At 63.1% G+C, this 23,690-nt stretch carries 24 protein-coding genes and 1 CRISPR repeat array; of the genes, 6 read left to right on the top strand and 18 right to left on the bottom strand.

All coding sequences use genetic code 11. The features are described 5' to 3' along the window. Positions 1–18: 18 nt before the first annotated feature. From spoIIIAE to NYE40_RS10295, 11 genes are all read right to left on the bottom strand, one after another. Positions 19–1,230, bottom strand: coding sequence for a stage III sporulation protein AE (gene spoIIIAE, locus NYE40_RS10345; protein ID WP_052333436.1), 1,212 nt, complete (start codon positions 1,228–1,230; stop codon positions 19–21). A 4-nt stretch (positions 1,231–1,234) separates the two neighbouring features. Beyond that, positions 1,235–1,630, bottom strand: a complete 396-nt coding sequence (gene spoIIIAD, locus NYE40_RS10340) for a stage III sporulation protein AD (protein WP_028599863.1) — start codon at positions 1,628–1,630, stop codon at positions 1,235–1,237. A 23-nt stretch (positions 1,631–1,653) separates the two neighbouring features. After that, the gene (gene spoIIIAC / locus NYE40_RS10335; RefSeq protein WP_028599864.1) at positions 1,654–1,857 is read right to left on the bottom strand and encodes a stage III sporulation protein AC; all 204 of its coding nucleotides are present in this window, start codon (positions 1,855–1,857) and stop codon (positions 1,654–1,656) included. Positions 1,858–1,870: 13 nt separating this feature from the next. Then, positions 1,871–2,389, bottom strand: a complete 519-nt coding sequence (gene spoIIIAB, locus NYE40_RS10330) for a stage III sporulation protein SpoIIIAB (RefSeq protein WP_028599865.1) — start codon at positions 2,387–2,389, stop codon at positions 1,871–1,873. After that, entirely contained in the window at positions 2,382–3,446 is a 1,065-nt protein-coding gene (gene spoIIIAA / locus NYE40_RS10325; RefSeq protein WP_084137434.1) for a stage III sporulation protein AA, read from the bottom strand. Before spoIIIAA ends, spoIIIAB begins: the two co-directional genes overlap by 8 nt. A gap of 111 nt (positions 3,447–3,557) precedes the next feature. Then, positions 3,558–3,824, bottom strand: a complete 267-nt coding sequence (locus tag NYE40_RS10320) for a YqhV family protein (protein ID WP_028599866.1) — start codon at positions 3,822–3,824, stop codon at positions 3,558–3,560. A 496-nt stretch (positions 3,825–4,320) separates the two neighbouring features. Then, a complete protein-coding gene (locus NYE40_RS10315; RefSeq protein WP_028599868.1) occupies positions 4,321–5,574 on the bottom strand; it encodes an aspartate kinase in 1,254 nt (417 codons plus the stop codon). A gap of 75 nt (positions 5,575–5,649) precedes the next feature. After that, positions 5,650–6,679: a CRISPR direct-repeat array (repeat unit 32 nt; unit sequence GTTTCAATCCACGCTCCCCCACGGGGAGCGAC). Between the two features lie 298 nt (positions 6,680–6,977). Further along, positions 6,978–7,535 carry an elongation factor P gene (efp, locus tag NYE40_RS10310; protein ID WP_028599869.1) on the bottom strand — a complete coding sequence of 186 codons (558 nt, stop codon included), beginning with the start codon at positions 7,533–7,535 and terminating at the stop codon, positions 6,978–6,980. Positions 7,536–7,559: 24 nt separating this feature from the next. Next, entirely contained in the window at positions 7,560–8,627 is a 1,068-nt protein-coding gene (locus NYE40_RS10305; protein WP_028599870.1) for a Xaa-Pro peptidase family protein, read from the bottom strand. A 41-nt stretch (positions 8,628–8,668) separates the two neighbouring features. Further along, a complete protein-coding gene (gene aroQ, locus NYE40_RS10300; RefSeq protein WP_028599871.1) occupies positions 8,669–9,115 on the bottom strand; it encodes a type II 3-dehydroquinate dehydratase in 447 nt (148 codons plus the stop codon). 79 nt (positions 9,116–9,194) lie between these two features. Then, on the bottom strand, positions 9,195–9,722 hold the full coding sequence (locus NYE40_RS10295; protein ID WP_153783452.1) for a YqhR family membrane protein: 528 nt from the start codon (positions 9,720–9,722) through the stop codon (positions 9,195–9,197). A 179-nt stretch (positions 9,723–9,901) separates the two neighbouring features. Between NYE40_RS10295 and NYE40_RS10290 the strand changes: the two genes are divergently transcribed. Together NYE40_RS10290 and NYE40_RS10285 are read left to right on the top strand one after the other, a co-directional pair. Further along, complete coding sequence (locus tag NYE40_RS10290; RefSeq protein ID WP_153783451.1) at positions 9,902–10,882, top strand: DUF1385 domain-containing protein; 981 nt, start codon at positions 9,902–9,904, stop codon at positions 10,880–10,882. 31 nt (positions 10,883–10,913) lie between these two features. Further along, positions 10,914–11,240, top strand: a complete 327-nt coding sequence (locus tag NYE40_RS10285; RefSeq protein ID WP_153783450.1) for a hypothetical protein — start codon at positions 10,914–10,916, stop codon at positions 11,238–11,240. A gap of 146 nt (positions 11,241–11,386) precedes the next feature. Here the strand turns inward: NYE40_RS10285 and mntR are convergent, their stop codons facing one another. Next, positions 11,387–11,812 carry a transcriptional regulator MntR gene (gene mntR / locus NYE40_RS10280; RefSeq protein ID WP_028599874.1) on the bottom strand — a complete coding sequence of 142 codons (426 nt, stop codon included), beginning with the start codon at positions 11,810–11,812 and terminating at the stop codon, positions 11,387–11,389. A gap of 201 nt (positions 11,813–12,013) precedes the next feature. On the opposite strand from mntR, the gene splB reads away from it, so the two are divergent. After that, the gene (gene splB / locus NYE40_RS10275; RefSeq protein ID WP_339280042.1) at positions 12,014–13,057 is read left to right on the top strand and encodes a spore photoproduct lyase; all 1,044 of its coding nucleotides are present in this window, start codon (positions 12,014–12,016) and stop codon (positions 13,055–13,057) included. 12 nt (positions 13,058–13,069) lie between these two features. Here splB and NYE40_RS10270 read toward each other — a convergent pair whose 3' ends face one another. The 3 genes from NYE40_RS10270 to yidD all read right to left on the bottom strand — a co-directional run bounded on the left by NYE40_RS10270 (position 13,070) and on the right by yidD (position 16,428). Further along, the gene (locus NYE40_RS10270) at positions 13,070–13,780 is read right to left on the bottom strand and encodes a cytochrome c biogenesis protein CcdA (protein ID WP_339279865.1); all 711 of its coding nucleotides are present in this window, start codon (positions 13,778–13,780) and stop codon (positions 13,070–13,072) included. A gap of 45 nt (positions 13,781–13,825) precedes the next feature. Further along, positions 13,826–15,829, bottom strand: coding sequence for a methionine--tRNA ligase (gene metG, locus NYE40_RS10265; protein WP_339279864.1), 2,004 nt, complete (start codon positions 15,827–15,829; stop codon positions 13,826–13,828). A 389-nt stretch (positions 15,830–16,218) separates the two neighbouring features. Continuing rightward, positions 16,219–16,428, bottom strand: a complete 210-nt coding sequence (gene yidD / locus NYE40_RS10260) for a membrane protein insertion efficiency factor YidD (RefSeq protein ID WP_153784714.1) — start codon at positions 16,426–16,428, stop codon at positions 16,219–16,221. 208 nt (positions 16,429–16,636) lie between these two features. Between yidD and NYE40_RS10255 the strand changes: the two genes are divergently transcribed. From NYE40_RS10255 to NYE40_RS10245, 3 genes are read left to right on the top strand one after another with little or no spacing between them, the layout of a single operon-like run. Next, entirely contained in the window at positions 16,637–17,641 is a 1,005-nt protein-coding gene (locus NYE40_RS10255; protein WP_339279863.1) for a Gfo/Idh/MocA family oxidoreductase, read from the top strand. Next, complete coding sequence (locus NYE40_RS10250; RefSeq protein ID WP_339279861.1) at positions 17,638–18,609, top strand: AraC family transcriptional regulator; 972 nt, start codon at positions 17,638–17,640, stop codon at positions 18,607–18,609. The genes NYE40_RS10255 and NYE40_RS10250 overlap by 4 nt, the downstream gene beginning before the upstream one ends. After that, positions 18,606–19,721 (top strand): Gfo/Idh/MocA family oxidoreductase, encoded by a 1,116-nt coding sequence (locus tag NYE40_RS10245; RefSeq protein WP_153783449.1) that lies wholly within the window; start codon positions 18,606–18,608, stop codon positions 19,719–19,721. Before NYE40_RS10250 ends, NYE40_RS10245 begins: the two co-directional genes overlap by 4 nt. Before the next feature lie 1,162 nt (positions 19,722–20,883). Here the strand turns inward: NYE40_RS10245 and NYE40_RS10240 are convergent. The 3 genes from NYE40_RS10240 to NYE40_RS10230 all read right to left on the bottom strand — a co-directional run bounded on the left by NYE40_RS10240 (position 20,884) and on the right by NYE40_RS10230 (position 23,475). Beyond that, the gene (locus NYE40_RS10240; protein WP_052333406.1) at positions 20,884–22,836 is read right to left on the bottom strand and encodes a stalk domain-containing protein; all 1,953 of its coding nucleotides are present in this window, start codon (positions 22,834–22,836) and stop codon (positions 20,884–20,886) included. Between the two features lie 142 nt (positions 22,837–22,978). Beyond that, positions 22,979–23,200 carry a hypothetical protein gene (locus NYE40_RS10235; protein WP_028599643.1) on the bottom strand — a complete coding sequence of 74 codons (222 nt, stop codon included), beginning with the start codon at positions 23,198–23,200 and terminating at the stop codon, positions 22,979–22,981. A gap of 74 nt (positions 23,201–23,274) precedes the next feature. Then, on the bottom strand, positions 23,275–23,475 hold the full coding sequence (locus NYE40_RS10230; RefSeq protein WP_028599642.1) for a hypothetical protein: 201 nt from the start codon (positions 23,473–23,475) through the stop codon (positions 23,275–23,277). Between the last annotated feature and the right edge of the window lie 215 nt (positions 23,476–23,690).

Below are 23,690 nucleotides of genomic sequence, written 5' to 3'. Positions count from 1 at the left end.
TCTCGCCGCGGTTCCGCCTCATCGCATCATGATCGCGGCGTTGCCGGCGGTGAGCAGGATCGTGACCGCGAGGAAGAACATCAGGCTCACCGCCGCCAGCGCGCCGAACACATAGAGCATCGTCTTGCCGATCGTGCTCAGGCAGGTCGTGATCGGGCTCGCTCCGAGCGGCTGGAGCACCGCTCCGCAGGCGTTGTAGATGACGGCGAGCACGAGGATCTTGATCGCCGGGAAGGCGCTGATGAACAGCAGGATGATGACGCCTGCGAGCCCGACCGCGTTTTTCGCCAGCATCGACGCCGAGATGACCGTGTCGGCCGCGTCGGAGAACGTCTTGCCGACGACCGGGACGAAGCTGCCGCTGATGAACTTCGCCGTCCGCAGCGTCACTCCGTCGGTCATCGAGCCGGTCGCCCCCTGGATCGAGACGACGCCGAGAAAGACGGTCAGCATGACCCCAAGCAGCCCCGCTCCGATCGTGCGCAGCATGTTCGCCAGCTGCGTCACCTTGAAGCGGTCCGACATCGCGCTGGCGATGTGGAGGACGGCCGAGAAGAACAGGAGCGGAAAGACGACCGTGTAGATGAGCGTGCCGACCAGATGGACCATGAAGATGATGACCGGATGCAGCAGCGTCACGGTGGCGATGCCTCCGGAGCTGGCGATCAGCGTCATGAGCAGCGGCACCATCGCCATCATGAACTGGATCATCGTCTCGATCGCGTCCTTGGCGTAGCCGATGGCGACGTGGAAGCTGTTCACCGCCAGCACGATCAGCACCATGTAGGCGACCGCGTAGGCGACCTGGCTGACCGTCTGCCGCTCGAACGCCGACTGCAGCGTCTGCAGGATCGAGCTGAACACCGCGAGCAGCACGATCGAGACGAGCAGCTTGCCGTTGTAGAGCACCTCATGCGTCAGCATCGCAAGCAGGCCCTTGAGCACGTCCGACGCCTTCAGCCCTTGTCCGCCCGGCGCGACCATCTCGAGGAAGCTCGGCATCGTGCCTTCCGGAAAATAGCCTCCGTACTGCCGGACGAGATCGTCCCAGTACGACTCGACCGCATCGGTGCCGTAGCTCTGCGCCTGCTCGCGCGCCAGCTCTTCCGTGATGCCGGCCGCCGTTCGGCTGCCGTCTCCGCCGTCCGGCGGCTGCGCCGAAGCGGCGGGCGCGAGGCCGAGACCCCATGCGGCGAGCAGCAGCCACAGCAGCGCCAGCTTGAACCGCATCCTTTCACCCCCCGGCCGGCAGCAGGCCGACGACCGTCTCGACGATGACGTTGATGATCGGCACCGCGAGCACGAGAATCAGCACCTTGCCGGCGAACTCGACCTTGGACGCCACGCCTTCCGCTCCGGCATCCCGGATGATCTGGGCGGCGAACTCCGCGATATAGGCGATGCCGATCATCTTCAGGATCGTCTTGAGGTAGACCGAAGGGATGCCCGAGCGCTCTGCCAGCTGCTGCATCGTGCCGATGACCGCCTCGATGCGGCCGATCATGAGCAGGAAGATGAAGATGCCGGCGAACATCGCAAGCAGGAACGCGAAGAGCGGCTTCTGCTCCTTGAGGACGAGCACCAGGATCGCGGCGAGCAGCCCGATGCCTGCAATCTGTACCATTTCCATAAGCGTCTCCCGTCCCGCCGCCGCTACTGGAACAGGAAGATCGTCTTGATCTCCTGGAACAGGTCGTTCAGCATGCGCACGACCATGAAGAGCACGACGACGAATCCGATCAGCGTTACCCAGTGCGCCATGTCTTCCTTGCCCATCTGCTTCAGCACCGTGTGGATCATGGCTACGATGATGCCGATGCCGGCGATCTGGAAGATGGCGCTTATATCCATTGTCATGTCATCGGCACCCCTAAACGATCAGTATGACGACCAGCGCGGCAAGGAGGATGCCGAGCGCGCGGGACAGCTTCTCGTACCGCGCCTGGTCGTCCCGGGCGCCGCTTTCCTCGGCGAGCAGCTGCTGCTGCGCCAGCTTCAGATGCTTGAGCTGGTCCTCCCGATCGCTCATGCCGAGGATCGAGCCGAGCCGGCGGAGCGAGGCGAGCTCAGGCGCCTTCAGCGCCGTTCTCGGCCCGTAGGCTTGGATCGAGGCTTCCCAGCCGGCTTGGAAATCGGCGCTGCGGCCGCTCTCGATCGCATCGGCCGGAGACAGCAGCATCGAGGCGAGCGGCTCGCTCGTCTGCGACGCGACTCGGCGCAGCGCCTCGGGCAGCGGCGTGTAGCCGTAGCCGATCTCCGTCTCGAGCCGCTGCAGCCCGTGCGCCAGCTCGCGCAGCTGCTTCGGACGGCGGGCGAAGCGCGCCGCCTGCATGAACCCGATGAGCGTGCCGGCGATCAGCACCAGCACCGCGCCCGCCGCCTTAATCACCGCTCCGCCCTCCTTTGCCCGTCGCTGTCGGCTCCCGGGCCGTCGGCGCTCCCCGCAGCAGCGGTCCGGCAAGCACGGCCGCTGCGCCAGAATCCGAGGCCGTTCCCGCTGCCGGCAAGCGATGCGTCCGCATGCGGAACCCGGTCCGATCTCGGCTCAGCGCGACGACGCGGGCGAACGCTCCTTCGTCCAGCAGCTCGCGCAGGATCGGCCGGCCTCTCGCCTCTTCCAGACTCGAGGCGTGGGCGGTGGCGAGCACCGCTACGCCGGCATGCGCCGCTTCCCGCAGCGCCGCCGCGTCTTCCGGGCGGCCGATCTCGTCCGCGGCGATGATCTCCGGCGACATCGAGCGGAGCATCATCATCATGCCTTGAGCTTTCGGACAGGCGTCCATCACGTCGGTGCGCGGACCGACGTCGAAGGAAGGAATGCCCCGCACTGAGGCCGCGATCTCGGAGCGCTCGTCCACGACGGCGACCCTTCTCCCCGGCCAGCCCGCCAGGCTCGCGCCCGGCCAGCTGCCGGCGCTCGCCATCCGCACGAGATCGCGCAGCAGCGTCGTTTTGCCCGTGCGCGGCGGCCCGATCAGCAGCGTCGAGTGCAGCGAGCGGCGCGCGGCGTCGACGAGGCTTTCCGCCAGCGGCTCGGCTGATCCGACCGTCTCGCGGGCGATCCGCAGGTTGAACGCGCCGATGTCGCGGATCGCTTTCACTTCGCCGCCCTCCAGCACCGTCCGGCCGGCCAGCCCGACCCGATGGCCGCCGGCAACCGTAATGTAGCCCTTGCGAAGCTCCTCCTCCATCGCATAGAGAGAGTGGTTGGTCAGCTGGCCGAGCAGCTTGCGGCAGCAGGCCGCGTCGGGCCGGAACGCCTCCAGCGGAACGTCCGTCCAGCCGCCGCCGCGTCCAAGAAAGCCGGAGCGGCCGCCGGCGACAAGCTCGAGCGGCCTGTCCTCGCGGATCCGCACTTCTTCCAGCTGGTCCAGCACCGCCTCGGGCAGCGTTCCGATGCGCTCCTTCAGCTCCGGCGGCAGCAGATGTCCGATGGCTGTCAGCATATCCTTTCACCTCCCCTGGATTCGTCCGGGTCCAAGCCGGGCTTGGCTCTTTCCGCATGATTAAATGTATGCCCGCCTGTCCGCAATATGCCTTCGAATCTAGCGGCGGCTCTATTTTTTGAGCACGCCGATCAGTAGGCAGGCGACGCCTGTCCCGATCCACAGCATCCGCGACGGCGACAGCTTGTCGGACAGGCCGATGAGGCCGATCGCCGTCGTCGTCAGCAGCACGATCGGACCGACGAGCGCCAGCGCGGAGTTGACCGCGAGCGCCTTGTCCACCTGGTTGAGGCGCAGCATGAGCAGCGCCGCCATGATCTCGATCGAGCCCGAGACGAGGCGCAAGGATGCCATCGCGGCGACAGCTTTGTTCAACATGAGTCCGTTCCCCCTTTCGACCCGCTATATTGATGTAACGGCTTGGTCCAGTCTATGAGCCGGATGGCGGAATTATGGCCCGTCCTTCGGCGATCGGAGGGGCTGGATGGTGGGCAAGGAAAAGGCTGGCGAAGGAGGCAAGGCGCGCGGAACAACGCGAGGCGGCGGGGGGAAGAGAGACTGGCGCGGCGGGCAGGTTTGGCGTAGCGGGACAATCTTAGCGGAAGCGCGTGCTAAGCGAGGGTGTGGCGGCGGGACAACGACGATGTTTCCAAGCTTCTGATCCGTCGTTGCTCATTTGAGAAGGGGAAACAGGCTTCTAAGCGCCTGACCCGTCGTTAGGGCCGGTCAGGTTCTCCGAACAAAAAAAGTCCAGCCCCTCTCGGAGAGGGCTGGACTAATTTCAATTAATCGATGCGAATAATTCCATAGACAAAAGCGGCTCCGCCGCTCTGGCGGCGGACCTGCGGCCCGCTAAGCAAGACGCTCCGCCGCCTTAGCGGCGTTCCGAAGGTCCGCCGACGAACACCTGCTCCGCCGTGTCGAGGCCATACGTCGTGTGCAGGGCGCGCACGACGTCCTGCAGCGGCTCGGCCGCGATGACGCAGGAGGTCTTGATTTCCGACGTGCTGACCATCTTGATGCTGACGCCGAGATCGGAGATGGCGCGGAACATGCGGGCCGCGACGCCCGGGTTGCTGACCATGCCCGCTCCGACAATCGAAACCTTGACGAGACCCGTCTCGGAGGTCGTCTCGCGGTAAGGAACTTCCGAGCGGATGCCGGCGATGATCGACACCGCCTGCTCGGCGTCGCCGCCGGCTACGGTGAAGCTGAAGTCGGCCTTGCCGTCCTGCACGCCGCTCTGCACGATCATGTCGACGTCGATGCCGCCGTCCGCCAGCGCGCCGAAGACGCCGGCGAGCACGCCCGGCACGTCCTCGACGCCCAGAATGCTGATGCGGGCGACATCCTTGTCGAATGCGATTCCGCGTACTACGATTCCTTGTTCCATGACCGCTTCCTCCTTGACCGTCGTTCCTTCGTTGTGCGTGAAGCTGGAGCGAACGACCAGCTTGACGTTGTTGTGCTTGGCGTACTCCACCGCGCGCGGATGAAGCACGGCTGCGCCTAGATGCGCCAGCTCCAGCATCTCGTCGTACGAGATTTCCGGCAGCTTGCGCGCGTTCTTTACGACGCGCGGATCGGTCGAGTAGATGCCGTCCACGTCAGTGAAGATCTCGCACACATCCGCCTCGATCGCCGCCGCGAGCGCGACCGCCGTCGTGTCGGATCCGCCTCGTCCAAGCGTCGTGATCTCGCCTTGCTCCGTCATCCCTTGGAAGCCAGCGACGATCACAATGCCGCCTTCCTCCAGCGCCGCATGGATGCGGTCGGGCTGGATGTCCGTGATGCGCGCCTTGCCGTGCAGCGGCTCCGTGCGGATGCCCGCCTGCCAGCCCGTCATCGATACGGCCTTGCGGCCCATCGCATGTATCGTCATCGACAGCAGAGCGACCGAAATCTGCTCTCCCGTCGTCAGCAGCATGTCCATCTCCCGTGCCGGCGGATTCGGATTCAGCCGTTTGGACTGGTCGATCAGATCGTCCGTCGTATCTCCCATCGCCGATACGACCACGACGACCTTATGGCCCGCATCCCTGTTCTCCACGATCCGTTGTGCTACTCGCTGCATGCGTTCCGTCGTGCCGACCGAACTGCCGCCGAACTTCATTACGATCAACGACACCGCTGTCTCACTCCCCACCTATAGCTGTTGCAATCAAGTATCGATTATAGCACACTCCCGCATTACAGAGTAGATGTTTCAAATGATGCTCCCCTGCGGGGAGCGACCGAGTACAGCAGCTCGTTCGCGGACTTGGGGATGTTTCAACCCACGCTCCCCTGCGGGGAGCGACGATCCCGGCCCCAGGATCTCCTCACGCAGCTGCTCCGCGTTTCAATCCACGCTCCCCCACGGGGAGCGACGGTTGATCTTGTCGCAGGAGCCAAGGTCGCTCTTGTTTCAATCCACGCTCCCCCACGGGGAGCGACGGACAAGCCATGAAACGACTGACGATAACCCAGCGTTTCAATCCACGCTCCCCCACGGGGAGCGACAATGTGGAGAAAAATGCAAAACGACGCCTCGGCCGTTTCAATCCACGCTCCCCCACGGGGAGCAACGCTATCAATGATTTCCAAGCTGTTCAGTACGTCGAGTTTCAATCCACGCTCCCCCACGGGGAGCGACAGGGAGTACAGGTTCAGAGGACTCACCAACGCAGGTTTCAATCCACGCTCCCCCACGGGGAGCGACTTCGGGAAGCGCAAGCCGGGACGGGGCGCCCAATGGGTTTCAATCCACGCTCCCCCACGGAGAGCGACTAGATGGCATGACGGACGAGAGAGGGGGGACGCGTTTCAATCCACGCTCCCCCACGGGGAGCGACGCTGGTCCACGGCTACGTCCGCAAGCTGGTCGATCAGTTTCAATCCACGCTCCCCCACGGGGAGCGACAACAGCATAACAGCGACCGGTTTTTATCGGTTGCAAGTTTCAATCCACGCTCCCCCACGGGGAGCGACCGTGACGAGGTTCAGCAGCATCATCGATGTTTGGTTTCAATCCACGCTCCCCCACGGGGAGCGACTCCATAGGCGTTTTTCAGCAGGCTTCCCCAGGTAGTTTCAATCCACGCTCCCCCACGGGGAGCGACCCACCCTTCGGCGGGGCAGGTAGGGCTAGTTCAGTTTCAATCCACGCTCCCCCACGGGGAGCGACACGATCGCCGCTGATGTGGCAAAGAGCGCCGGCCTGTTTCAATCCACGCTCCCCCACGGGGAGCGACAGCGAATAACAGCGCTTTCAGCGCTGAAAAGTCATTCCAGCAACTGTTGCTACTATAAAACAAGCATAAGTTTAGACTTGACAAAAATCAAGACTGCGATTTTTCGATCAAATTCGACAATTTTCGAGGTGCGAATCTTCTAGAGAATTCATGGGAGCTTGGCATTCGCACCGGTTGCTGCAGGCTCCCGCTCGAGCCGCCAAAATAACAAAAAAGCCGTCCGGAAAGCCGGACGGCCTCAAAAAAATTTCCGCAGCCGATCTCCGCCAAAGCGGAGCGGAACGGTCGGAAAAATCGTTTAGGCGCGGGAGATGTAGCGGCCTTCGCGCGTATCGATCAGCAGCAGGTCGCCTTCGTTGATGAACAGAGGCACCTGGACGGTGTAGCCGGTCTCGAGCGTCGCGTTTTTCGTCGCGCCTTGAGCCGTGTTGCCTTTGACGCCCGGCTCGGTCTCGGCGACCTTGAGCTCGACGCTGTTCGGCATCGTGATGCCGATGATCTCGCCCTTGTAGCTGGCGATGTTGACGTTCATGTTTTCTTTGAGGAAGTTGATCTCCCACTCCAGCTGCTTCTTGTCGAGGTTGAACTGGTCGAAGGACTCGTTGTCCATGAACGTATATTCGGAGCCGCTGTTGTACAGGTACTGCACTTCGCGGTTCTCGACATGGGCGCGGCCGAGCGTCTCGCCGGCGCGGAACGTCTTCTCCACGATGTTGCCGTTGCGCAGGTTCTTCAGCTTGGAGCGGACGAACGCCGCGCCTTTGCCCGGCTTGACGTGCTGGAACTCGATGACGGTGAAGATGTCGGTATCTACTTCGATCGTAAGGCCGGTCTTGAAATCATTCACTGAAATCACGGGTGATTCCTCCTAAGATGGGTTTTAAAGCGTGATGAGCTGCTTGGTCGACGAGGTCAGGATGCGGATGCCGTCATCTGTCAGGACGATGTCGTCCTCGATCCGCACGCCCCCGAAGCCCGGAATGTAGATGCCCGGCTCGACGGTGACGACCATGCCCGGCACGAGCACGATGTCGCTGCGGACGGACAAGGACGGCTGCTCATGCACTTCCATGCCGAGGCCGTGGCCAAGGCTGTGCCCGAACCGGTCTCCGTAACCGTGCTTGGCGATGACGTCGCGCGCCAGCGCGTCCGCCTGCTTGCCGGTCATGCCGGGACGGATATGCTCCAGCGCATGCAGCTGCGCCTCGAGCACGATGTCGTAGATCTCGCGGTGCTTGTCCGACACCTGGCCGACGGCGACCGTACGGGTGATGTCGGAGCAATAGCCGCGGTAGAGCGCGCCGAAGTCCAGCTTGACAAACTCGTTGCTGCCGATGACGCGGTCGCTCGCCACGCCATGAGGCAGCGCCGAACGCTCGCCCGAGGCGACGATCGTATCGAAGCAGGACGAGGCCGCGCCGCCGGAGCGCAGGAACACCTCGAGCTCAAGCGCGATGTCGGACTCCTTCATGCCGGGCTTGATCAGACCTTGGATGTAGGAAAAAGCGCGATCGGCGAGGTCGGCGGCTTCCTGCATGACCGCCAGCTCCGCCTCGTCCTTGATCATCCGCAGCTCCTCGACGAGGCCGGGAACGGGTACGAGCTCGACGCCCTGCAGCGTCTTGCTCCATTTGGCGAACTGGGCGTACGTCGTATGGTTCTCCTCGAAGCCGAGCTTCGACAAGCCGGCCCCGCGCAGCAGGTCGCCGATCGAAGCGATCGGATCCGGACCGTGCTCGACGATGTCGAAGCCGTGGACCTGCTCCGCCGCCTGCTCCGTGTAACGGAAATCGGTCAGGAACCAGGCCCGGTCCGCGGCGACGAGCACCCAGCCGGCCGATCCCGTGAATCCGCTTATGTATTGCCGATTGTATGCGCTGCCGATGAGAAGCGCCTCCAACCCTTGACTTGCCAGCTTCTCGCGAAGCTTGTCCAGCCGTTGCGCCATGTGCCGGCCACCTCCTTCAAGCTATTGATCGCTCTTCTTGCCTACTGTCCTCCGGCCTTCAGATGGTCGAGCAGCGCCGTCAGACCGAGCGAGTAGCTCGCCGGTCCAAAGCCGGCGATCTGTCCGATCGCGGCCGCGGCCGTCACCGAGACATGCCGGAACGCTTCCCGCTTGTGGATGTTCGACAGATGGACCTCCACCGCCGGCACCGACACCGAGCCCAGCGCGTCCCGCAGCGCGTAGCTGTAATGGGTGAGCGCTCCGGGATTGAGGAGGATGCCGTCGGCCGATCCATGGGCGGCATGGATCAGGTCGATCAGCTCGCCCTCATGATTGGACTGGCGGAACTCCAGCTCCGCGCCTGCGGTCTCGGCGATACCGCGGAGCATCGCTTCGATGTCCTGGAGGGTTGCCGAGCCATAGATGCCCGGCTCCCGAACGCCAAGCATATTGAGGTTCGGACCATTCAATACGAGAATACGGATCATTCCGCGCCTCCCATGCCCAGACGTTGAAAAAAAGGCTACTTGCCATTCTACCACAACCGGGCAGCGGTTGAGAAGGGCCTCACGGCTCCTTGCGAGGCTCGCGGGAGGCTTCGTCGTTGAATTCAAATGCGATCGAATAGCCGATGAACATGCCCCAGACGATGAACAGGCTGATCTCCGTGAAGATGGAATTCCAGCCGATCCGGGTGACCGGCTCCATCATGCCGAGCAACGGGCCGAACGCGAGGAAGAGCAGCGTCCACCAGAGCAGTCCGTAGAAAAACCCCGCCCACGGCCCCCGGAAGCGCCCGAGCAGCAGCTTGTACAAATAAGCCGCGACGATCGAGAACACGATGAACGCCGCGATGCCCGTCCCATGTCCCCAGCCGGTGACGAGGAACGAGCGGCGGAAGAACGGATCGGCCAAAAAGGCCGGCAGCACGGAGGTGAACTTGAAGGTATAAAGCAGCCAGCGGATCGTCCCCCAGAACAGGCCGGCCCAAAACCCGAGCGAAGCGCAGTACGACCATGGGTTCGTGACGCGGCGGGAGCGGCGGGAGCGGCGCGATGCCGACGAGGCCTCGCGGGAAGCGGCGGATGCGCTCATGTCGATAATTCCTCCTTGTTAGACCGTTGTCGCAGGTAGTATGCGCCAATGCCGCCAGGATTACCGCGGCCGCCGAGGCGATCGCACGCTGGCAATGGCTGGTGCCATCAAGTACAATAGAAGCATGCCAAGCAGGCGGCCTTCGCGGCCGTCCGAGACCTAGAGGAAGGTGAGCTTCGTTGCCAGAACCAACTACATCCATCTACGGCGGACAAGCGGTGATCGAGGGCGTCATGTTCGGCGGACGCAACGTCAACGTCACCGCCGTCCGGCGCAAGAATGACGAGATCGCCTACTATGAAGTGCCCGCCAGCCGCAAGAAGCCGTGGTATCAGCCGCTCAAGAAAGTGCCGTTCGTGCGCGGCGTCATCGGCATCCTCGAGTCAAGCGCGAGAGGCTCGCAGCATCTGAACTTCTCGATGGAAGCCTATGCCGAGGACAACGAGGAAAAGGACGAGGCGTCCGCTGCCGATTCCTCCAAGCCCAAGCCGGAAAAGAAGGAAGGCTGGAGCCTCGCCATGGTGTTCGGCGTCGCCGTCGCCGGCGTCATCAGCTTCATCCTCGGCAAGGTCGTGTTCACTGCCGTGCCGGCGATCGTCGAGGACCTGCTTTTTCAAGGCCGGTTCGGGAACATCGTCATCCACAACCTGCTCGAGGGCGCGATCAAGATCCTGTTCCTGCTCGCTTATCTGTACTTGCTCTCGCTCACGCCGATGATCAAGCGGCTGTTCCAATACCATGGCGCCGAGCATAAGGTCATCACCGCCTACGAGCACGGAGACGAGCTCACCGTCGAGAACGTGCAGCGCCGCACGCGTCTCCATTACCGCTGCGGCAGCAGCTTCATCATTTTCTCGGTGCTCGTCGGCGTCATCGTCTATTCTTTCTTCACTTGGGATACGCTATGGGAGCGGGTCTACATCCGGCTGCTGCTGCTCCCGGTCGTGCTCGGCGTCTCCTACGAGGTGCTGCGCTTCACCAACTCGCTGCGCGAGGTGCCGGTGCTCCGCTTCCTCGGCTATCCGGGCCTCTGGCTGCAGCTGCTGACGACCAAGGAGCCGACCGACGACCAGGTGGCGGTCTCCATCGCTTCGTTCAAGCGGATGCGCGAGCTTGAGCAGCAGGTCAACGAGCCCCAGCCGGCCGGCGCAGCCGTATAATATCCACCCTATCGCGAAAGGCGGAATGAACGTGAAGCGTAGAACGGCGACGATCTGGATGGCCGTGCTGGCTTTCCTAGCCCTCATCGGCCTGGTTCAAATGGTGTTGAGCCGCAACTTTACCGCCCTGCTGCCGCTTGTCGTGCTGGCGCTGATCTTCGGCCTGTACCGGCTGAGCCCAGCCGGGCGGGCGAGCCGCGCCGCGCGGCCCCGCGTCAAGCCAGGCCGCGCGGCCGCTGCTTCTTCCGCCGGCAAGCCTCGCCAGGCTGCCGCGGCCAAGCCGCGTTCGCGCAAGGCTTCCCCGTTCCGCGTCATCGAAGGCGGCAAGGACGAGGACGGCATGCCCAAATATCACTGATGCCGAATGGCACGGGAAACAAAAAAGAAGCGCCCCAGTCGGGGCGCTTCTTTTTTTGGCAAGGAAGCGGCGGCTGTCCCGTGCAAACAGGAGGAAGCGCCTGCCGGGTAGGCGCTTCCTCCCGCTCTCCGGCTCCACAGCCGCGCTCAGCTATCCGCTTCAAGCTCGCCGCGCAGTCCGCGGAGCGATTCGAGCCGCTCGCTGTCGCGGCGGAAATATTCGACGAGCGTCTCGATGCAGGTGATCGAATCCCAGCTCAGATGATGCTCGATCCCTTCGACGTCGCGATAGATGTTCTCCTCCTGCACGCCGATCAGCTCCAGGAACTCCTCGAGCAGATGATGGCGCTCGACAAGGCGCTTGCCCATTTTTTTGCCTTTGCTGGTCAAAACGAGTCCCCGATACTTCTCATAAATGAGGTATTGGTCTTTGTCCAGCTTCTGGATCATCTTGGTGACGGACGAGGGATGGACCTCCAGCCCCTCCGCGATGTCGGAGACGCGGGCGTATCCTTTCTCCTCGATCAGCTTGTAGATCCGTTCCAAATAATCCTCCATGCTCGGTGTAGGCATGCGACCCCTCCTAACCGGCCGTACACCTGCGCAGGGTGACTGCCATGCTCCTTAGTATCATACAACGTAAAGAATCGCCCTCGCAACTTGCCCCTCTCCTGAATGTACCGGATTGCCGGCGCTCCGCAGCGGTCAAAATAAGCTTGTTTTCCGTTCTCCCATCCCGATCGAGCAAGGAGGCCGCCGACCTTGAGCACCACGATGGAAAGACCCCCCGCCAGGCTCGAATCGTTCGTGCCGGAGCTGGTCTATTTTGAGCCGGATGCGCTGAGCTATCCGAAGGGCAAGCGGATCCACGAATGGGCGGTCCAGCAAGGACTGCCCGTCCGCATGACGACCTCGCACAACCGGATCACCGATCTGCCCGGCGAGTCGGAGCTGGAGAAATACCGGATCGCCAAGCGCACGCTTGTCGTCGGCCTGCGCAAGACGCTGAAGTTCGATACGTCGAAGCCGTCCGCTGAATATGCCATTCCGATCGCCACCGGCTGCATGGCCCATTGCCATTACTGCTACCTGCAGACGACGCTCGGCGCCAAGCCGTATGTGCGCGTCTACGTCAATACCGAGGAGATCATGGACGCGGCGCGCGGCTATATCGCGGAGCGGGCGCCGCAGATCACCCGTTTCGAGGCGGCCTGCACGTCCGATCCGGTCGGACTCGAGCCGATCAGCGGCTCGCTCGCCGAGCTGATCGAGTTCATGGCGGACCAGGAGCTCGGGCGGCTGCGGTTCGTCACCAAGTTCCACCATGTCGACTCTCTGCTCGGACTGCGGCATAACGGCCATACGCGCATCCGCTTCAGCGTCAACGCCCGCTATGTCATCAAGAACTTCGAGCCGGCGACCTCCAGCTTCGAGCAGCGGATCGAAGCAGCCGGGAAGGTCGCCCGCGCCGGCTATCCGATCGGCTTCCTGATCGCGCCGATCATCTGGCATGACGGCTGGGAGGAAGGCTATGCCGAGCTGCTGGACAGGCTCGCCAAGGCGCTGCCGTCTGGAGTGCCCGATCTGACGTTCGAGCTGATTCAGCACCGCTTTACGAAAACGGCAAAAAATACGATTGAAAAGCGCTACCCGAAGACGAAGCTTGAGATGGACATCGAAAAGCGCAAGTACAAATGGGGCCGCTGGGGACAGGGCAAGTATGTTTATCCCGATGAACAAGCAGATGCGCTCCGGATGTTCATCTCGGAGCGCATCTTTGACCGCTTCCCCCAGGCGACGATCGATTACTTCACCTGAGACAGCGATGTTCTAGAACTTGAGCCAGTCCGGCGTGATGCTGTTCAGATAGACCGTAATGATGTACATGCGGTCGGTGAACAGCAGCACCCCCATGACGAGCATCAGCCCGCCGCCGAGCTTCATTAGCAGCGACGAATACTTGAGGATCCAGCGGGCGGAGCCGATGAAGAACGCCAGCAGGAAAAACGGAATGGCGAAGCCGAGCGCGTAGGCGGTCGTCAGGCTGAACCAGGTGCCGGGATCCGACGCGGCGAGCGCCAGGATGCCCGCCAGGATCGGTCCGATGCAGGGCGACCAGCCCGCCGAGAAGCCGATGCCGAAGATGAAGGAGCCGAGGTAGCCCGAGCCTCTTTTGACCGGCAGCTTGAAATCGCGCATGAGCGCCCTCGGCTGGAACAAGCCAAGCAGGAACAGGCCCATCAGCATGATGAGGATCGCCGACAGCATCCGGATCAGGTCCTGATAGTCGGAGAACAGCTCCGCGAACTTGTTCGTGCTGTAGCCGAGCGTGTAATAGACGACCGAGAAGCCGAGGATGAAGAACAGCGTGTGGCTCATTGTCCGCCGCCGCACTTCCGCTCCCGGCTTTTCGCTTTTCAGATCGGCGACCGAGATGCCCGTAATATAGGAAAGATACGAAGGATAGAGCGGCAGGCAGCACGGCGAGATGAACGATGCGATCCCGCCGATGAACGCCAGGCCGATATTGATGCTGGACATGGCTGGGGCAATTCCCCTTTCGGTGATGCGAGTGGAAGCCTGGCCTTACTTCACGACCGCGCCGTTCGGCATCGAGTCCGGCACCGTCGCCAGCGTCAGCTGATCGCCCTGCGAAGCGGCCAAAATCATGCCGCGCGAAAGCTCTCCTCTAAGCTTGACCGGCTTGAGGTTCGTCACGCAGATGACTTTGCGCCCGACGAGCTCCTCCGGCTTGTAGAACTTGGCGATGCCGGAGACGACCTGACGCTGCTCGAAGCCGAGGTCGAGCTGCAGCTTGAGCAGCTTGTCGGCCTTCGGCACCGGCTCGGCGGCGATGACCTGGGCGACGCGCAGCTCCACCTTGGCGAAGTCGTCGATGCCGATCTCCTCCTTGAGCTCCGGCGCCTCCACCGGCTCGGCGGCCGCAGGCAGCGCCGCTGCCGATACCGCGGCTTCGGCTGCTGGAGCCTCGGCCGGCTTGGAGCCGCCGGAGATCGCGCTCACGATGTAGGCGATCTCTTCCTCGGCATCGAGGCGCGGGAACAGCGGGCTGCCCTTGGCGACGCGCGTGCCGCCCGGCAAGGAGCCGAACTCGCGCGCGCTGTCCCATGAGGCGAGCGGGCCTTCCTCGACGCCGAGCTGGACGCGGATCTCCCTCGGCGCGCGGGACATGAACGGCGTCAGCAGCACGGAGACGATGCGCAGCGACTCGGCCAGATGATGCATCGCGGAGGCGAGCTCGGCGCGGCGCGCCTCGTCCTTGGCGAGCACCCACGGCTGCGTCTCGTCGATGTATTTGTTCGTGCGGCTGACGAGCTGCCAGATGGCCGAGAGCGCGACGGAGAACTGCATCGACTCCATCGCTTCCTCGACGGCGGCGATGGAATCGGCCGCCTGCTTCTCCAGCGCCTCATCGAACGGCGTGACCTTGCCGGCATAGGCCGGAATCTCGCCGCCGAAGTATTTGTCGATCATCGCGACCGTCCGGTTCAGCAGATTGCCGAGGTCGTTGGCGAGATCGAAGTTCAGCCGCTCGACGAAGCCTTCCGGCGTGAACGTGCCGTCCGAGCCGAACGGCACCTCGCGCAGCAGGAAGTAGCGCAGCGCGTCCAGTCCGTAGCGGTCAAGCAGCACGACCGGGTCGATGACATTGCCTTTGGACTTGGACATCTTGCCTTCCTTGACGAGCCACCAGCCGTGGCCGAACACCTTTTTGGGCAGCGGCAGGTCGAGCGCCATCAGCATGATCGGCCAATAGATCGTATGGAAGCGCACGATCTCCTTGCCGACGAGATGCACGTCCGCCGGCCAGAACTTGCGGTAGGCCGACTCGTCGTCCGAGCCGTAGCCGAGCGCGGTGATGTAGTTGGAGAGCGCGTCGATCCATACATAGATGACATGCTCCGGGTCGTTCGGCACCTGGATGCCCCAGTCGAACGTCGCGCGCGATACGGCCAGATCCTCGAGCCCCGGCTTGATGAAGTTGTTGATCATCTCGTTTTTGCGCGACTCCGGCTGGATGAATTCCGGATGCTCCTCATAGTAGCTCAGCAGCCGGTCGGCGTACTTGCTCATGCGGAAGAAATAGCTCTCCTCCTTGACCAGCTCGACCGGGCGGCCGCAGTCGGGACAGTTGCCGTTCTCGAGCTGGCGCTCCGTGAAGAACGACTCGCATGGCGTGCAGTACCAGCCCTCGTACGTTCCTTTGTAGATGTCGCCCTGATCCAGCAGCTGCTTGAAGATCTTCTGCGCGGACAGCTTGTGGCGCTCCTCCGTCGTGCGGATGAAGTCGTCGTGGCTGATCTCGAGCTTCGCCCACAGCTTCTGGATCTCCGAGACGTTGCGGTCGAGGAACTGGATCGGCGTGAGGCCTTCTTCCTTGGCGGAGCGCTCGATCTTCTGGCCGTGCTCGTCGGTGCCGGTCAGGTACCAGACGTCGTAGCCGCGCGCGCGCTTGTAGCGCGCCATCGCGTCGCCGGCCAGCGTGCAGTAGGCGTGGCCGATATGCAGCTTGCCGCTCGGATAGTAGATCGGAGTCGTGATATAGAACGATTTGGTCTCGCTGGACATGGGAATCCCTCCGGATTTTCTTTTGAAAAAAAACAAAAAGCCCCCGTCCGCCATGGGACGAGAGCGGGAGCGCTTCGTGGTACCACCCAAATTCCCTTCGCCGCGGGGCCGGATGCCGGCTGCGGGGAAGGCTTCGTGCGCCGCCTCCGAGCTGGAGGCGACGGGGACCGGTAACGTCGGCCTGACGTCCGCGCCTGGCGCTTCCGCCGGCTAGGCGGAGCGATCGGAGCGGATTCCTCCGGGGCCATCTTCATCCCGCTCCTCCGGCCGGCTTGCACCGTCGAGCCCGGCTCTCTGAGAGCGGAGGCTGCGGAACTACTCTTCCCATCATTGGAAATTCGATATGGTACGGTAATGATACCGAATGGCGGCCAGACCTGTCAAGGAAGCTACGGCACCGGATCGTAGCCTCCCGGATGGAACGGGTGGCAGCGCAGGATGCGCCTCGCCGCCAGCCAGGAGCCTTTGGCTGCGCCATGCTTCTCGATCGCTTCGAGCGCGTAGGCCGAGCAGGTCGGATAAAAGCGGCAGGTCGGCGGCTTGAGCGGCGAAATGACCTTGCGATACACATGGACCGGCGCCTGCACGACGCGTTTCATCCCCACTCCCTGCTCCCCCTTCCTATGAAATGCTTGTGCTTCCTCCTATTGTGAAGGAGCGCTTATGCAAATGCAACCGAATCGCTTGGCGCGATATCGAAGCTTTTATGTCCGATTCGCGCACTATGAAGACGGTTTCTTCTATGATACCTTGGAGGCATGTCGTATTATCATAGTTATGCCCATCTCGAGAGGAGTTCGTGAACCGATGAAAATCCGTCTAGCCAAGCTCAGCTACTGGCATGTCCATGCCTGGGAGTATACCGGTTATGCCCAGGAGCATCCCGATACGGAAATCGTGGCCGTATGGGACGAGATTCCATCCCGCGGCGAGGAGGCGGCGGCCAAGCTCGGCGTGCCGTTCCATGCCGACCTGGACGCCTTGCTGGCGTCGCCCGGCATCGACGGCGTCATCGTCGACGCGCCGACGACGATGCATCGCGACATCATGGTGAAGGCCGCGCGCGCCGGCAAGCATATCTTCACCGAAAAGGTCGTCGCGCCGACGACGGCCGAGCTGAACGATATTCTCGACGCCGTGCGCACGGCGGGCGTCAAGCTGACCGTCTCGCTGCCGAGACTGAACGATCCGTATACGGTCGCGGTTCGCGATGTTCTTTCCCGCGGCCTGCTCGGCCAGCTGACCGAGATCCGCGTTCGGCTCGCTCATGACGGCTCGCTCGCGAACTGGCTCCCGGAGCATTTCTATGCGCCGGAAGAGACGGCGGGCGGCGCGCTGATCGACCTCGGCTGCCATCCGATGTATCTGACCCGCCTGTTCGCAGGCTCGATGCCCGAGAGCGTCACAGCCGCTTACGGCTATGTCACCGAGCGTCAGGTCGAGGACAATGCCGTCGCGCTCCTGTCCTGGCCGGACGGCGCGGTCGGCGTCGTCGAAGCGGGCTTCGCGAGCCGCCACTCGCCGTTCCAGATCGAGCTGTTCGGCACGGAAGGCGCGCTGCTGTTCGGCACGCCGGACGAGCGGCTGCTCGTCCGCAGCACCAAGCTTGAAGGCGAAGGCTGGAGCGAGCTGCCGCTGCCCGAGCGGCTTCCGAACGCGTTCAGCCAATGGGTCGGCCATATCCAAAACGGCACGGAAGCCGAGGAGAACATCGCGCTGGCGTCCGATCTGACGCGGCTCATGGAAGCGGCGAACCGTTCGGCGGCCGAAGGACGGCGCGTCGCGATCTCCGAGCTGCCCGCACGGGGATGAGGACGCTGGCCAAGCCCTATGCCGTCATGCTGGAGAAGCAGGACAGCCTTGACCGGCTGGAGCTGGGCTTCCGCTGGGGCGGGTATCGGCTGCGCGTGCTTCATTTCCATCTCGCCCCTTTTCCGGAGCATCATCTCATCCGCTTCCATAAGCATTCCGAATACGAGTTCCACTTCATCGCCGGCGGCAGCGGCATGCTGGCGCTCGAGGACAGTGAACACGCCTTCTCCGAGGGCATGTTCTATCTGACCGGCCCGGGCGTCGTCCATCAGCAGCTGGCCGGGCCAGGCGGCGGCATGCAGGAGCTCTGCCTTCATATCGACATCCAGCCTGAGTACGGCCCTGCGCCGGAAGGCGAGGAGCCGTGGGAAGCCGAGGAAGCGCGCAACTGCGTCGAGGCGCTCGACCGGCTAGGCGCCATACCGATGGCAGACCGCTGCAAGGCGATGCCGTGGTTCCTCGCGGCCTATCAGGCGGTCGCCGAAGGGGCGCCCGGCTGGGCGACGACCGTCAAGCAAGCCGTCATCCAGATTCTGCTGCGGGCTTCCCGCGCCGCGCTCGACAGCCAGCCCGCCGTCCGGCAGCCCGAGCGTGACATGGCGAGCTACCGCTATCAGCGGGTGACGCAGTTCATCCGCGACAACTACGCGCGGCCGATCACGCTCAAGGAAGTCGCCGAGCGCATCCATGTCAGCAGCCGCCAGCTGCAGCGCATCATGAAGGAGCAGGGCGGCACCTCGTTCAGCGAGTACGTCGAGCGCTGCCGGCTCGAGCGCGTCTGCGCGTCGCTCGCCGAGGACAGCGTCTCGATCGAGCGGATCGCGGCCGATACCGGCTTCCAGAGCGGCAACTACCTTCATTATGTGTTCCGCAGGCGCTTCGGCATGACGCCAAGCCGCTACCGCGAGCACTCCCGCAGCCTGCCCGGCTGGCAGCATATCCACGAGGAGGGAAAGATATCCCTATGACGACAACCACCATCCGCATCGGCATCATCGGCAGCGGCGGCATCGCCGGCATGCATGCCGCCGCCTACAAAACCATTCCCGGCGTGGAGATCGCAGCGGTAGCCGACGCCATCCCCGGCAAGGCCGCCGAATTCGTCGAGCGCCACGGCCTGAGCGGCACGCTCGCCTTCGACGACTATCGCGAGCTGCTGCAGCTCGATCTTGACGGCGTCAGCGTCTGCACGCCGAACTCCGCCCACCGGCAGCCGACCGTCGACTCTCTGGAGGCCGGCAAGCATGTGCTGCTGGAGAAGCCGATGTCCGTCACCCTCGACGAGGGGCTGGACATGGTCCGGGCTTCGCGCCGCAGCGGACGCATGCTGACGATCGGCTTCCAGCCGCGCTATGATCCGAACATGAAGCTGATCCAGGACATCGTCCGCTCCGGCAAGCTCGGCAAGGTGTATTACGTCGAGACCGGCGGCGGACGCCGCCGCGGCATGCCGGGAGGCACGTTCATCCGCAAGGAGCTGGCCGGCGCCGGCGCGATGGCCGACATCGGCTGCTACTCGCTCGACCTGGCGCTGAACGCGCTCGACTATCCGAAGCCGCTGACCGTGTCGGCGAGCACGTTCAACCATTTCGGCCGCAATCCGGTCTATCATCCGGAGGCGGACCGCTTCGACGTCGAGGACTTCGGCACGGCGCTCATCCGCTTCGAGGGCGATCTGACGCTGCATTTCAAAATCAGCTGGGCGATGCATCTCGACTCGCTCGGCACGACCAACTTCCTCGGCACCGACGCCGGGCTGAAGATCACGCCGTTCGGCCAGGGCAACTGGTCCGGCGTCTGGGACGGCAAGGTCGGCAGCATCCAGATGTTCCATGACTTCATGGGCGGCCAGACGATGACGCAGGTGCCGCTCGTCGAGCATGCCATCGATCTGTTCCGCGAAAAAGTCCGCGACTTCGTCGACGCCATCCGGGAAGGACGAGGCGCGCCGATTCCCGGCGAGCAGATCCTCATCCAGCAGGCGATCATCGACGGCGTGCTCCGTTCCGCCGAGCAGCGCGCCGAGGTGAGCGTCTCCGTGCCGGACTTCGCCGGCGGCCCGGCCGAGGACCAGGGCTGAGGAAGCAACCGCGGCCGAATCGCTTCGCGCGGCGGTACGGCAAGCTGGAACCGCCCGCGCGGCGAGGGGCGCATGGCTTTGGTCAAGATCGATCGAAACGCAGCTAGCGCTCCGCATGGCAAAGAGACGGGTCTACGCCCCAAGGGCGTGGACCCGTCTCTTTTTCGTGGGAGAGGGTTCTGCACGCTGCCTGGTTTCGCGCCACTCTGCCCGTTTGGCCTCCGCCTACCCGAGTTACTCGGTTTCTCCGCGCAACTTTCCCCGTTTGGCCTCCGCCGACCCGAGTTACTCGGTTTTTCCGCGCAACTCCCCCCGTTTCGCCTCCTGACTACCCGAGTTACTCGGTTTTTCCGCGTAACTCCCCCCGTTTGGCCTGACAGCACGAATCAAGTAACTCGATTTTTTCGACTTAATCCCTCAGCTCCGTGCCTCCAACCGCCATGTAACTCGGTTTTTTCGACTTATCCCTCAACTCCGTACCGCCGACCATCTATTAAGCTATCAAGCAAATTCATACTCGAACGAGCGCACGTTGGAACGTCGGCTCCGACTCTTCTGGACCGGGGAGGAGAGCTGTTCTGCCGTCTCCCGGGTATGCAGGAGACGATTCTCCCCAAATAAAAAGGGGATGGAGAAGTGCTTGGACAAGGCGAAGCAGAGCGAGACGATGCCTTTCGGAGAAGCGGCAGCGGTCCTCTTGGAAGACGGATGGCCTCCGCATAGGAGGTCAGGGGATCAAGCCATCCGGCTTCCAGTGGAATCGGAGAAAGGCTCGGCTCGCGCAGCGGGTTCCTTGTCATACATGGCCTGCTTCTCCGGCTTCTGCCGAGAAAGGCTCGGCTCGCGCAGCGGGTTCCTTGTCGAACATGGCCTGCTTCTCCGGCTTCTGCCGAGAAAGGCTCGGCTCGCGCAGCGGGTTCCTTGTCGAGCATGCCCTGCTTCTCCGGCTTCTGCCGAGAAAGGCTCGGCTCGCGCAGCGGACTTCTTGTCGAACATAGCCTGCTTCTCCGGCTTCCGCGGAGAAAGGCTCGGCTCGCGCAGCGGATTCCTTGTCCTATTGCAAGCCCCACTCGCGCAAGCAAAAAGAGCCTGCTCCCCAGGTCCGCTGGACCTTGAGAAACAGGCTCTCCCCATTACAGGCTCTCCCCATTCAATCGACTAGCTAGCTCTTCTCCGCCGGGAGCGGCTGGAAGATCATCGTGATCGGCAGGTTGCTGCCCGACGCGATCAGGTACGTCAGGTTCAGCGTCTCGCGATAGTTGCCCGAGCGATAAAGCACCATCGCTTCGTCCTGCGAGCGCAGCCAGCCGCTGCGCGGCACCGGCACGAGGCTGCCGTTGACGATGAAGGCGCCCGTATACAGGCCGCCGCGCGGGTTGAGCGCGACGAGCGTGCGCGGAGCGAGCTGGATGTTCATCTTGTACAGCACGCCGAAATTGCCGCGGTTGAGCTGCAGCGAGCCGTCCGTATTGTCGTAGCCGTCCAGATACGGATCGAGCTTGTTGTCGCCGAGCACGATGCGCTCCGCCTTGCCGCCGAGCACGCCCGGGATGTCGATCTCACGCGTAGCGTTGTTGAACGAGCCGCGCGTATGCTTGCCGTCGGCCGGCATGAGCTGCAGGCGGCTCAGCTCCTTGATCGGGTCCTTGCCGTCGGCGACGACGACGACGCGGAAGCGCAGCGTCTGGTCCGAGGTGACGTCCGCATAGGCGGAATAGATCAAGTTCGGCTTGATGAGCGTCGAGATCTCCGTCAGCACCTTGACCGACTGGCCGGGCTTCACCGTCGTGTACTTGACCGTCGGAGGACTCAGCAGCGAGTCCAGATAGCGGACGGTCGACATCTTGCCGGTGTTGTCCTCGTACTGGTCCGGTCCGCCGGCACCGAAATGCTTGACGCCGAACGTCGCCGTGCGGTATCCCTCGTTCGTCGCGACCAGGTACATGCGCACCGGATAGCCGGTCGTGTTTTTGTTATGGAACAGCAGCCGGATGTCGCCCTGGAACTGATCGTCGTACGCGATGCCCTCGGAGGTCCACAGCTCCGGGCTGTTGCTGCGGATCATCTTGGACGGCTCGGAGTGGAAATCGTACGACAGCGTCGGAATGTTCAGCACCGACTTGCCGTCAACCGGGAACATGTCGCCGATCGCCGTGAACAGCTTGCCGTACTCCTCGCGCGTATAAAGCACCTCGTCCGAGATCCGGATCGTCTTCGTGACGCTGGAGGCGTAGCCCTCCTCGTCCGTCACCTCGAGCGTGATCGCCTTCTCGCCGGGCTCGAAGAACACCTCCTGCTTGCCGATCCAGTATTCCTTGAGATCCTTCGTATTGTCGTCCGTGCTGAGGTTCGTAAATTCGATGCGCTCGCCTTGACGGTAGACGTCCTTGTCGGTGCGGAAATCCGCGACCGGAGGCTGGTTCGGCGCATGCACCTGAATCGTCAGCGTGAACGGATCGCTCCAGGCGCCGGTCGCGTCCTGGACGGTGCGGGTAATCGTATAGGTGCCGGGATCGAGGAACACCTCCTGCCGGCCGATCCATTCCTCATTGAGGAGCGGCGCTCCCTCCGGCGAGCTGTAGCGGTCTACGTACGTCACCGGGTCGCCGGTATAGATCTTGGCCGGGTACACGCTGAACGCCGCGCTCGGCTTGGTGTCCCAGGCGAGCGTCACGTTGACGCCGGCCGCCGAGACGCGGCTGCCGGTCGCCAGCGCCCAGGTGCGGATCGGCACCATCATCGAGCCGTTCAGCGAAAAGGCGGCCGCTTGGCCGGTCAGGCTCTGGCCGTTCGCGTTCACGACTTTTGTGTTCATGCGGAAACGGATCTCGCCGGACGGCGTCCGGGCGATGGATTCCTTCGTCTTGGCGTCGTAGGAGACGGCATAGCCGTAACGGGCCGCCATCGAGGCGAACGAGGCGTAAGAGACGCCATCGCGGATGGTGAGAGGCTGAGCGCCGATATGAATCGTGCCGTTCAGCACCATCTGCTTGCTGTTTTTGGTAAGCACGAGCACATTGGACGCGGCTCGCGCGGTCGCGGTGTCCGCGGCGGCTCCACCTAGCAGGGGAACGAGAATAAGAGCAACGACGAGCAGCCACTTGATCGGTTTCATGCTTCGACTCCTTTGTTGTCGGACGGCACCGGATGCCGTGCCTTCCCTATGTCGATAGCATAAACGCCTTTGCCACCGGAAAGTTGCGAGACGGCCGGGAACCGTCACCAATTCGCCACTAAATTTGCCTGCCCGGGTTGCGTTATCCGTTCAGTCTCATATTCGTCAGGAACGCGGCGGAGGCGGCGACGAAAAGCGCCGCGGCCAGGATCGCCGTCAGCAGCCTGCGCCGCCGCAGCAGCCGCAGCCGCTCCGGAGCGTCTCCGCGATGGAGCGCGTCGGCATAGGCGCGGTGCATGAACATCGACCAGATCACCATCGCGACGAAAGCGAGATTGAAAAAGAACCATATGAACTGCCACATCTGACTCGACCTCGATTCGGCTGAAATAAAAGGAGGAGCCTGCCCGGCTGCGGGAGGCTCCATCGGCGTTCAGGCTAGATATACCACATATCCAGCAGCAGATAGAAGACGACGGCGCTGATGACGCTGCCGGCGAAGTAGAGCCAGCCTGCGCGGAACTGCTGCTGGAACATCTTGAGCACCCCGAGGCTGAGCAAGGAAAAGATAAGCAGGATGAAGACGGCGCCGAGCACGAACAAGCCCGCCGGCACGTTGCTGACATCTACGGCAGTCACCTATGACACTCCTTATGTAAAGAAATCTCCTTCTAGCATCATATCGGAAGCGTTTGCTGAACGCAACCCGCATCCGGGCCGGGCCGCTAGGCCCGTGCCGCCCGATCCGCTAGGCGCTGTGCGCCCGAGCGGACCGGGCCGCTCGCGAGGCGGCCGGCATGCCGCCGCGGCATGCGCGGCCGACATCGCTCGACCGGCTTTACGCTGCCGCTCGG

It is taken from the genome of Paenibacillus sp. FSL W8-1187 (genome assembly GCF_037965485.1).
Lineage (GTDB): Bacteria > Bacillota > Bacilli > Paenibacillales > Paenibacillaceae > Paenibacillus_O > Paenibacillus_O pasadenensis.
The sequence above is the reverse complement of the archived record's forward strand: the minus strand, read 5'-3'. Positions and strand labels throughout refer to the sequence as shown.

Coding starts and splice junctions, on each gene's coding strand:
- NYE40_RS10245 (WP_153783449.1), top strand. CDS start 18,606: ATGACGACAACCACCATCCGCATCGGCATCATCGGCAGCGGCGGCATC.
- NYE40_RS10320 (WP_028599866.1), bottom strand. CDS start 3,824: ATGTTGAACAAAGCTGTCGCCGCGATGGCATCCTTGCGCCTCGTCTCG.
- spoIIIAD (WP_028599863.1), bottom strand. CDS start 1,630: ATGGAAATGGTACAGATTGCAGGCATCGGGCTGCTCGCCGCGATCCTG.
- NYE40_RS10305 (WP_028599870.1), bottom strand. CDS start 8,627: ATGGCGCAACGGCTGGACAAGCTTCGCGAGAAGCTGGCAAGTCAAGGG.
- aroQ (WP_028599871.1), bottom strand. CDS start 9,115: ATGATCCGTATTCTCGTATTGAATGGTCCGAACCTCAATATGCTTGGC.
- NYE40_RS10240 (WP_052333406.1), bottom strand. CDS start 22,836: ATGAAACCGATCAAGTGGCTGCTCGTCGTTGCTCTTATTCTCGTTCCC.
- yidD (WP_153784714.1), bottom strand. CDS start 16,428: ATGAAACGCGTCGTGCAGGCGCCGGTCCATGTGTATCGCAAGGTCATT.
- spoIIIAE (WP_052333436.1), bottom strand. CDS start 1,230: ATGCGGTTCAAGCTGGCGCTGCTGTGGCTGCTGCTCGCCGCATGGGGT.
- NYE40_RS10235 (WP_028599643.1), bottom strand. CDS start 23,200: ATGTGGCAGTTCATATGGTTCTTTTTCAATCTCGCTTTCGTCGCGATG.
- NYE40_RS10270 (WP_339279865.1), bottom strand. CDS start 13,780: ATGTCCAGCATCAATATCGGCCTGGCGTTCATCGGCGGGATCGCATCG.
- NYE40_RS10255 (WP_339279863.1), top strand. CDS start 16,637: ATGAAAATCCGTCTAGCCAAGCTCAGCTACTGGCATGTCCATGCCTGG.
- spoIIIAA (WP_084137434.1), bottom strand. CDS start 3,446: ATGCTGACAGCCATCGGACATCTGCTGCCGCCGGAGCTGAAGGAGCGC.
- splB (WP_339280042.1), top strand. CDS start 12,014: ATGGAAAGACCCCCCGCCAGGCTCGAATCGTTCGTGCCGGAGCTGGTC.
- mntR (WP_028599874.1), bottom strand. CDS start 11,812: ATGCCTACACCGAGCATGGAGGATTATTTGGAACGGATCTACAAGCTG.
- spoIIIAC (WP_028599864.1), bottom strand. CDS start 1,857: ATGACAATGGATATAAGCGCCATCTTCCAGATCGCCGGCATCGGCATC.
- metG (WP_339279864.1), bottom strand. CDS start 15,829: ATGTCCAGCGAGACCAAATCGTTCTATATCACGACTCCGATCTACTAT.
- NYE40_RS10295 (WP_153783452.1), bottom strand. CDS start 9,722: ATGAGCGCATCCGCCGCTTCCCGCGAGGCCTCGTCGGCATCGCGCCGC.
- NYE40_RS10250 (WP_339279861.1), top strand. CDS start 17,638: ATGAGGACGCTGGCCAAGCCCTATGCCGTCATGCTGGAGAAGCAGGAC.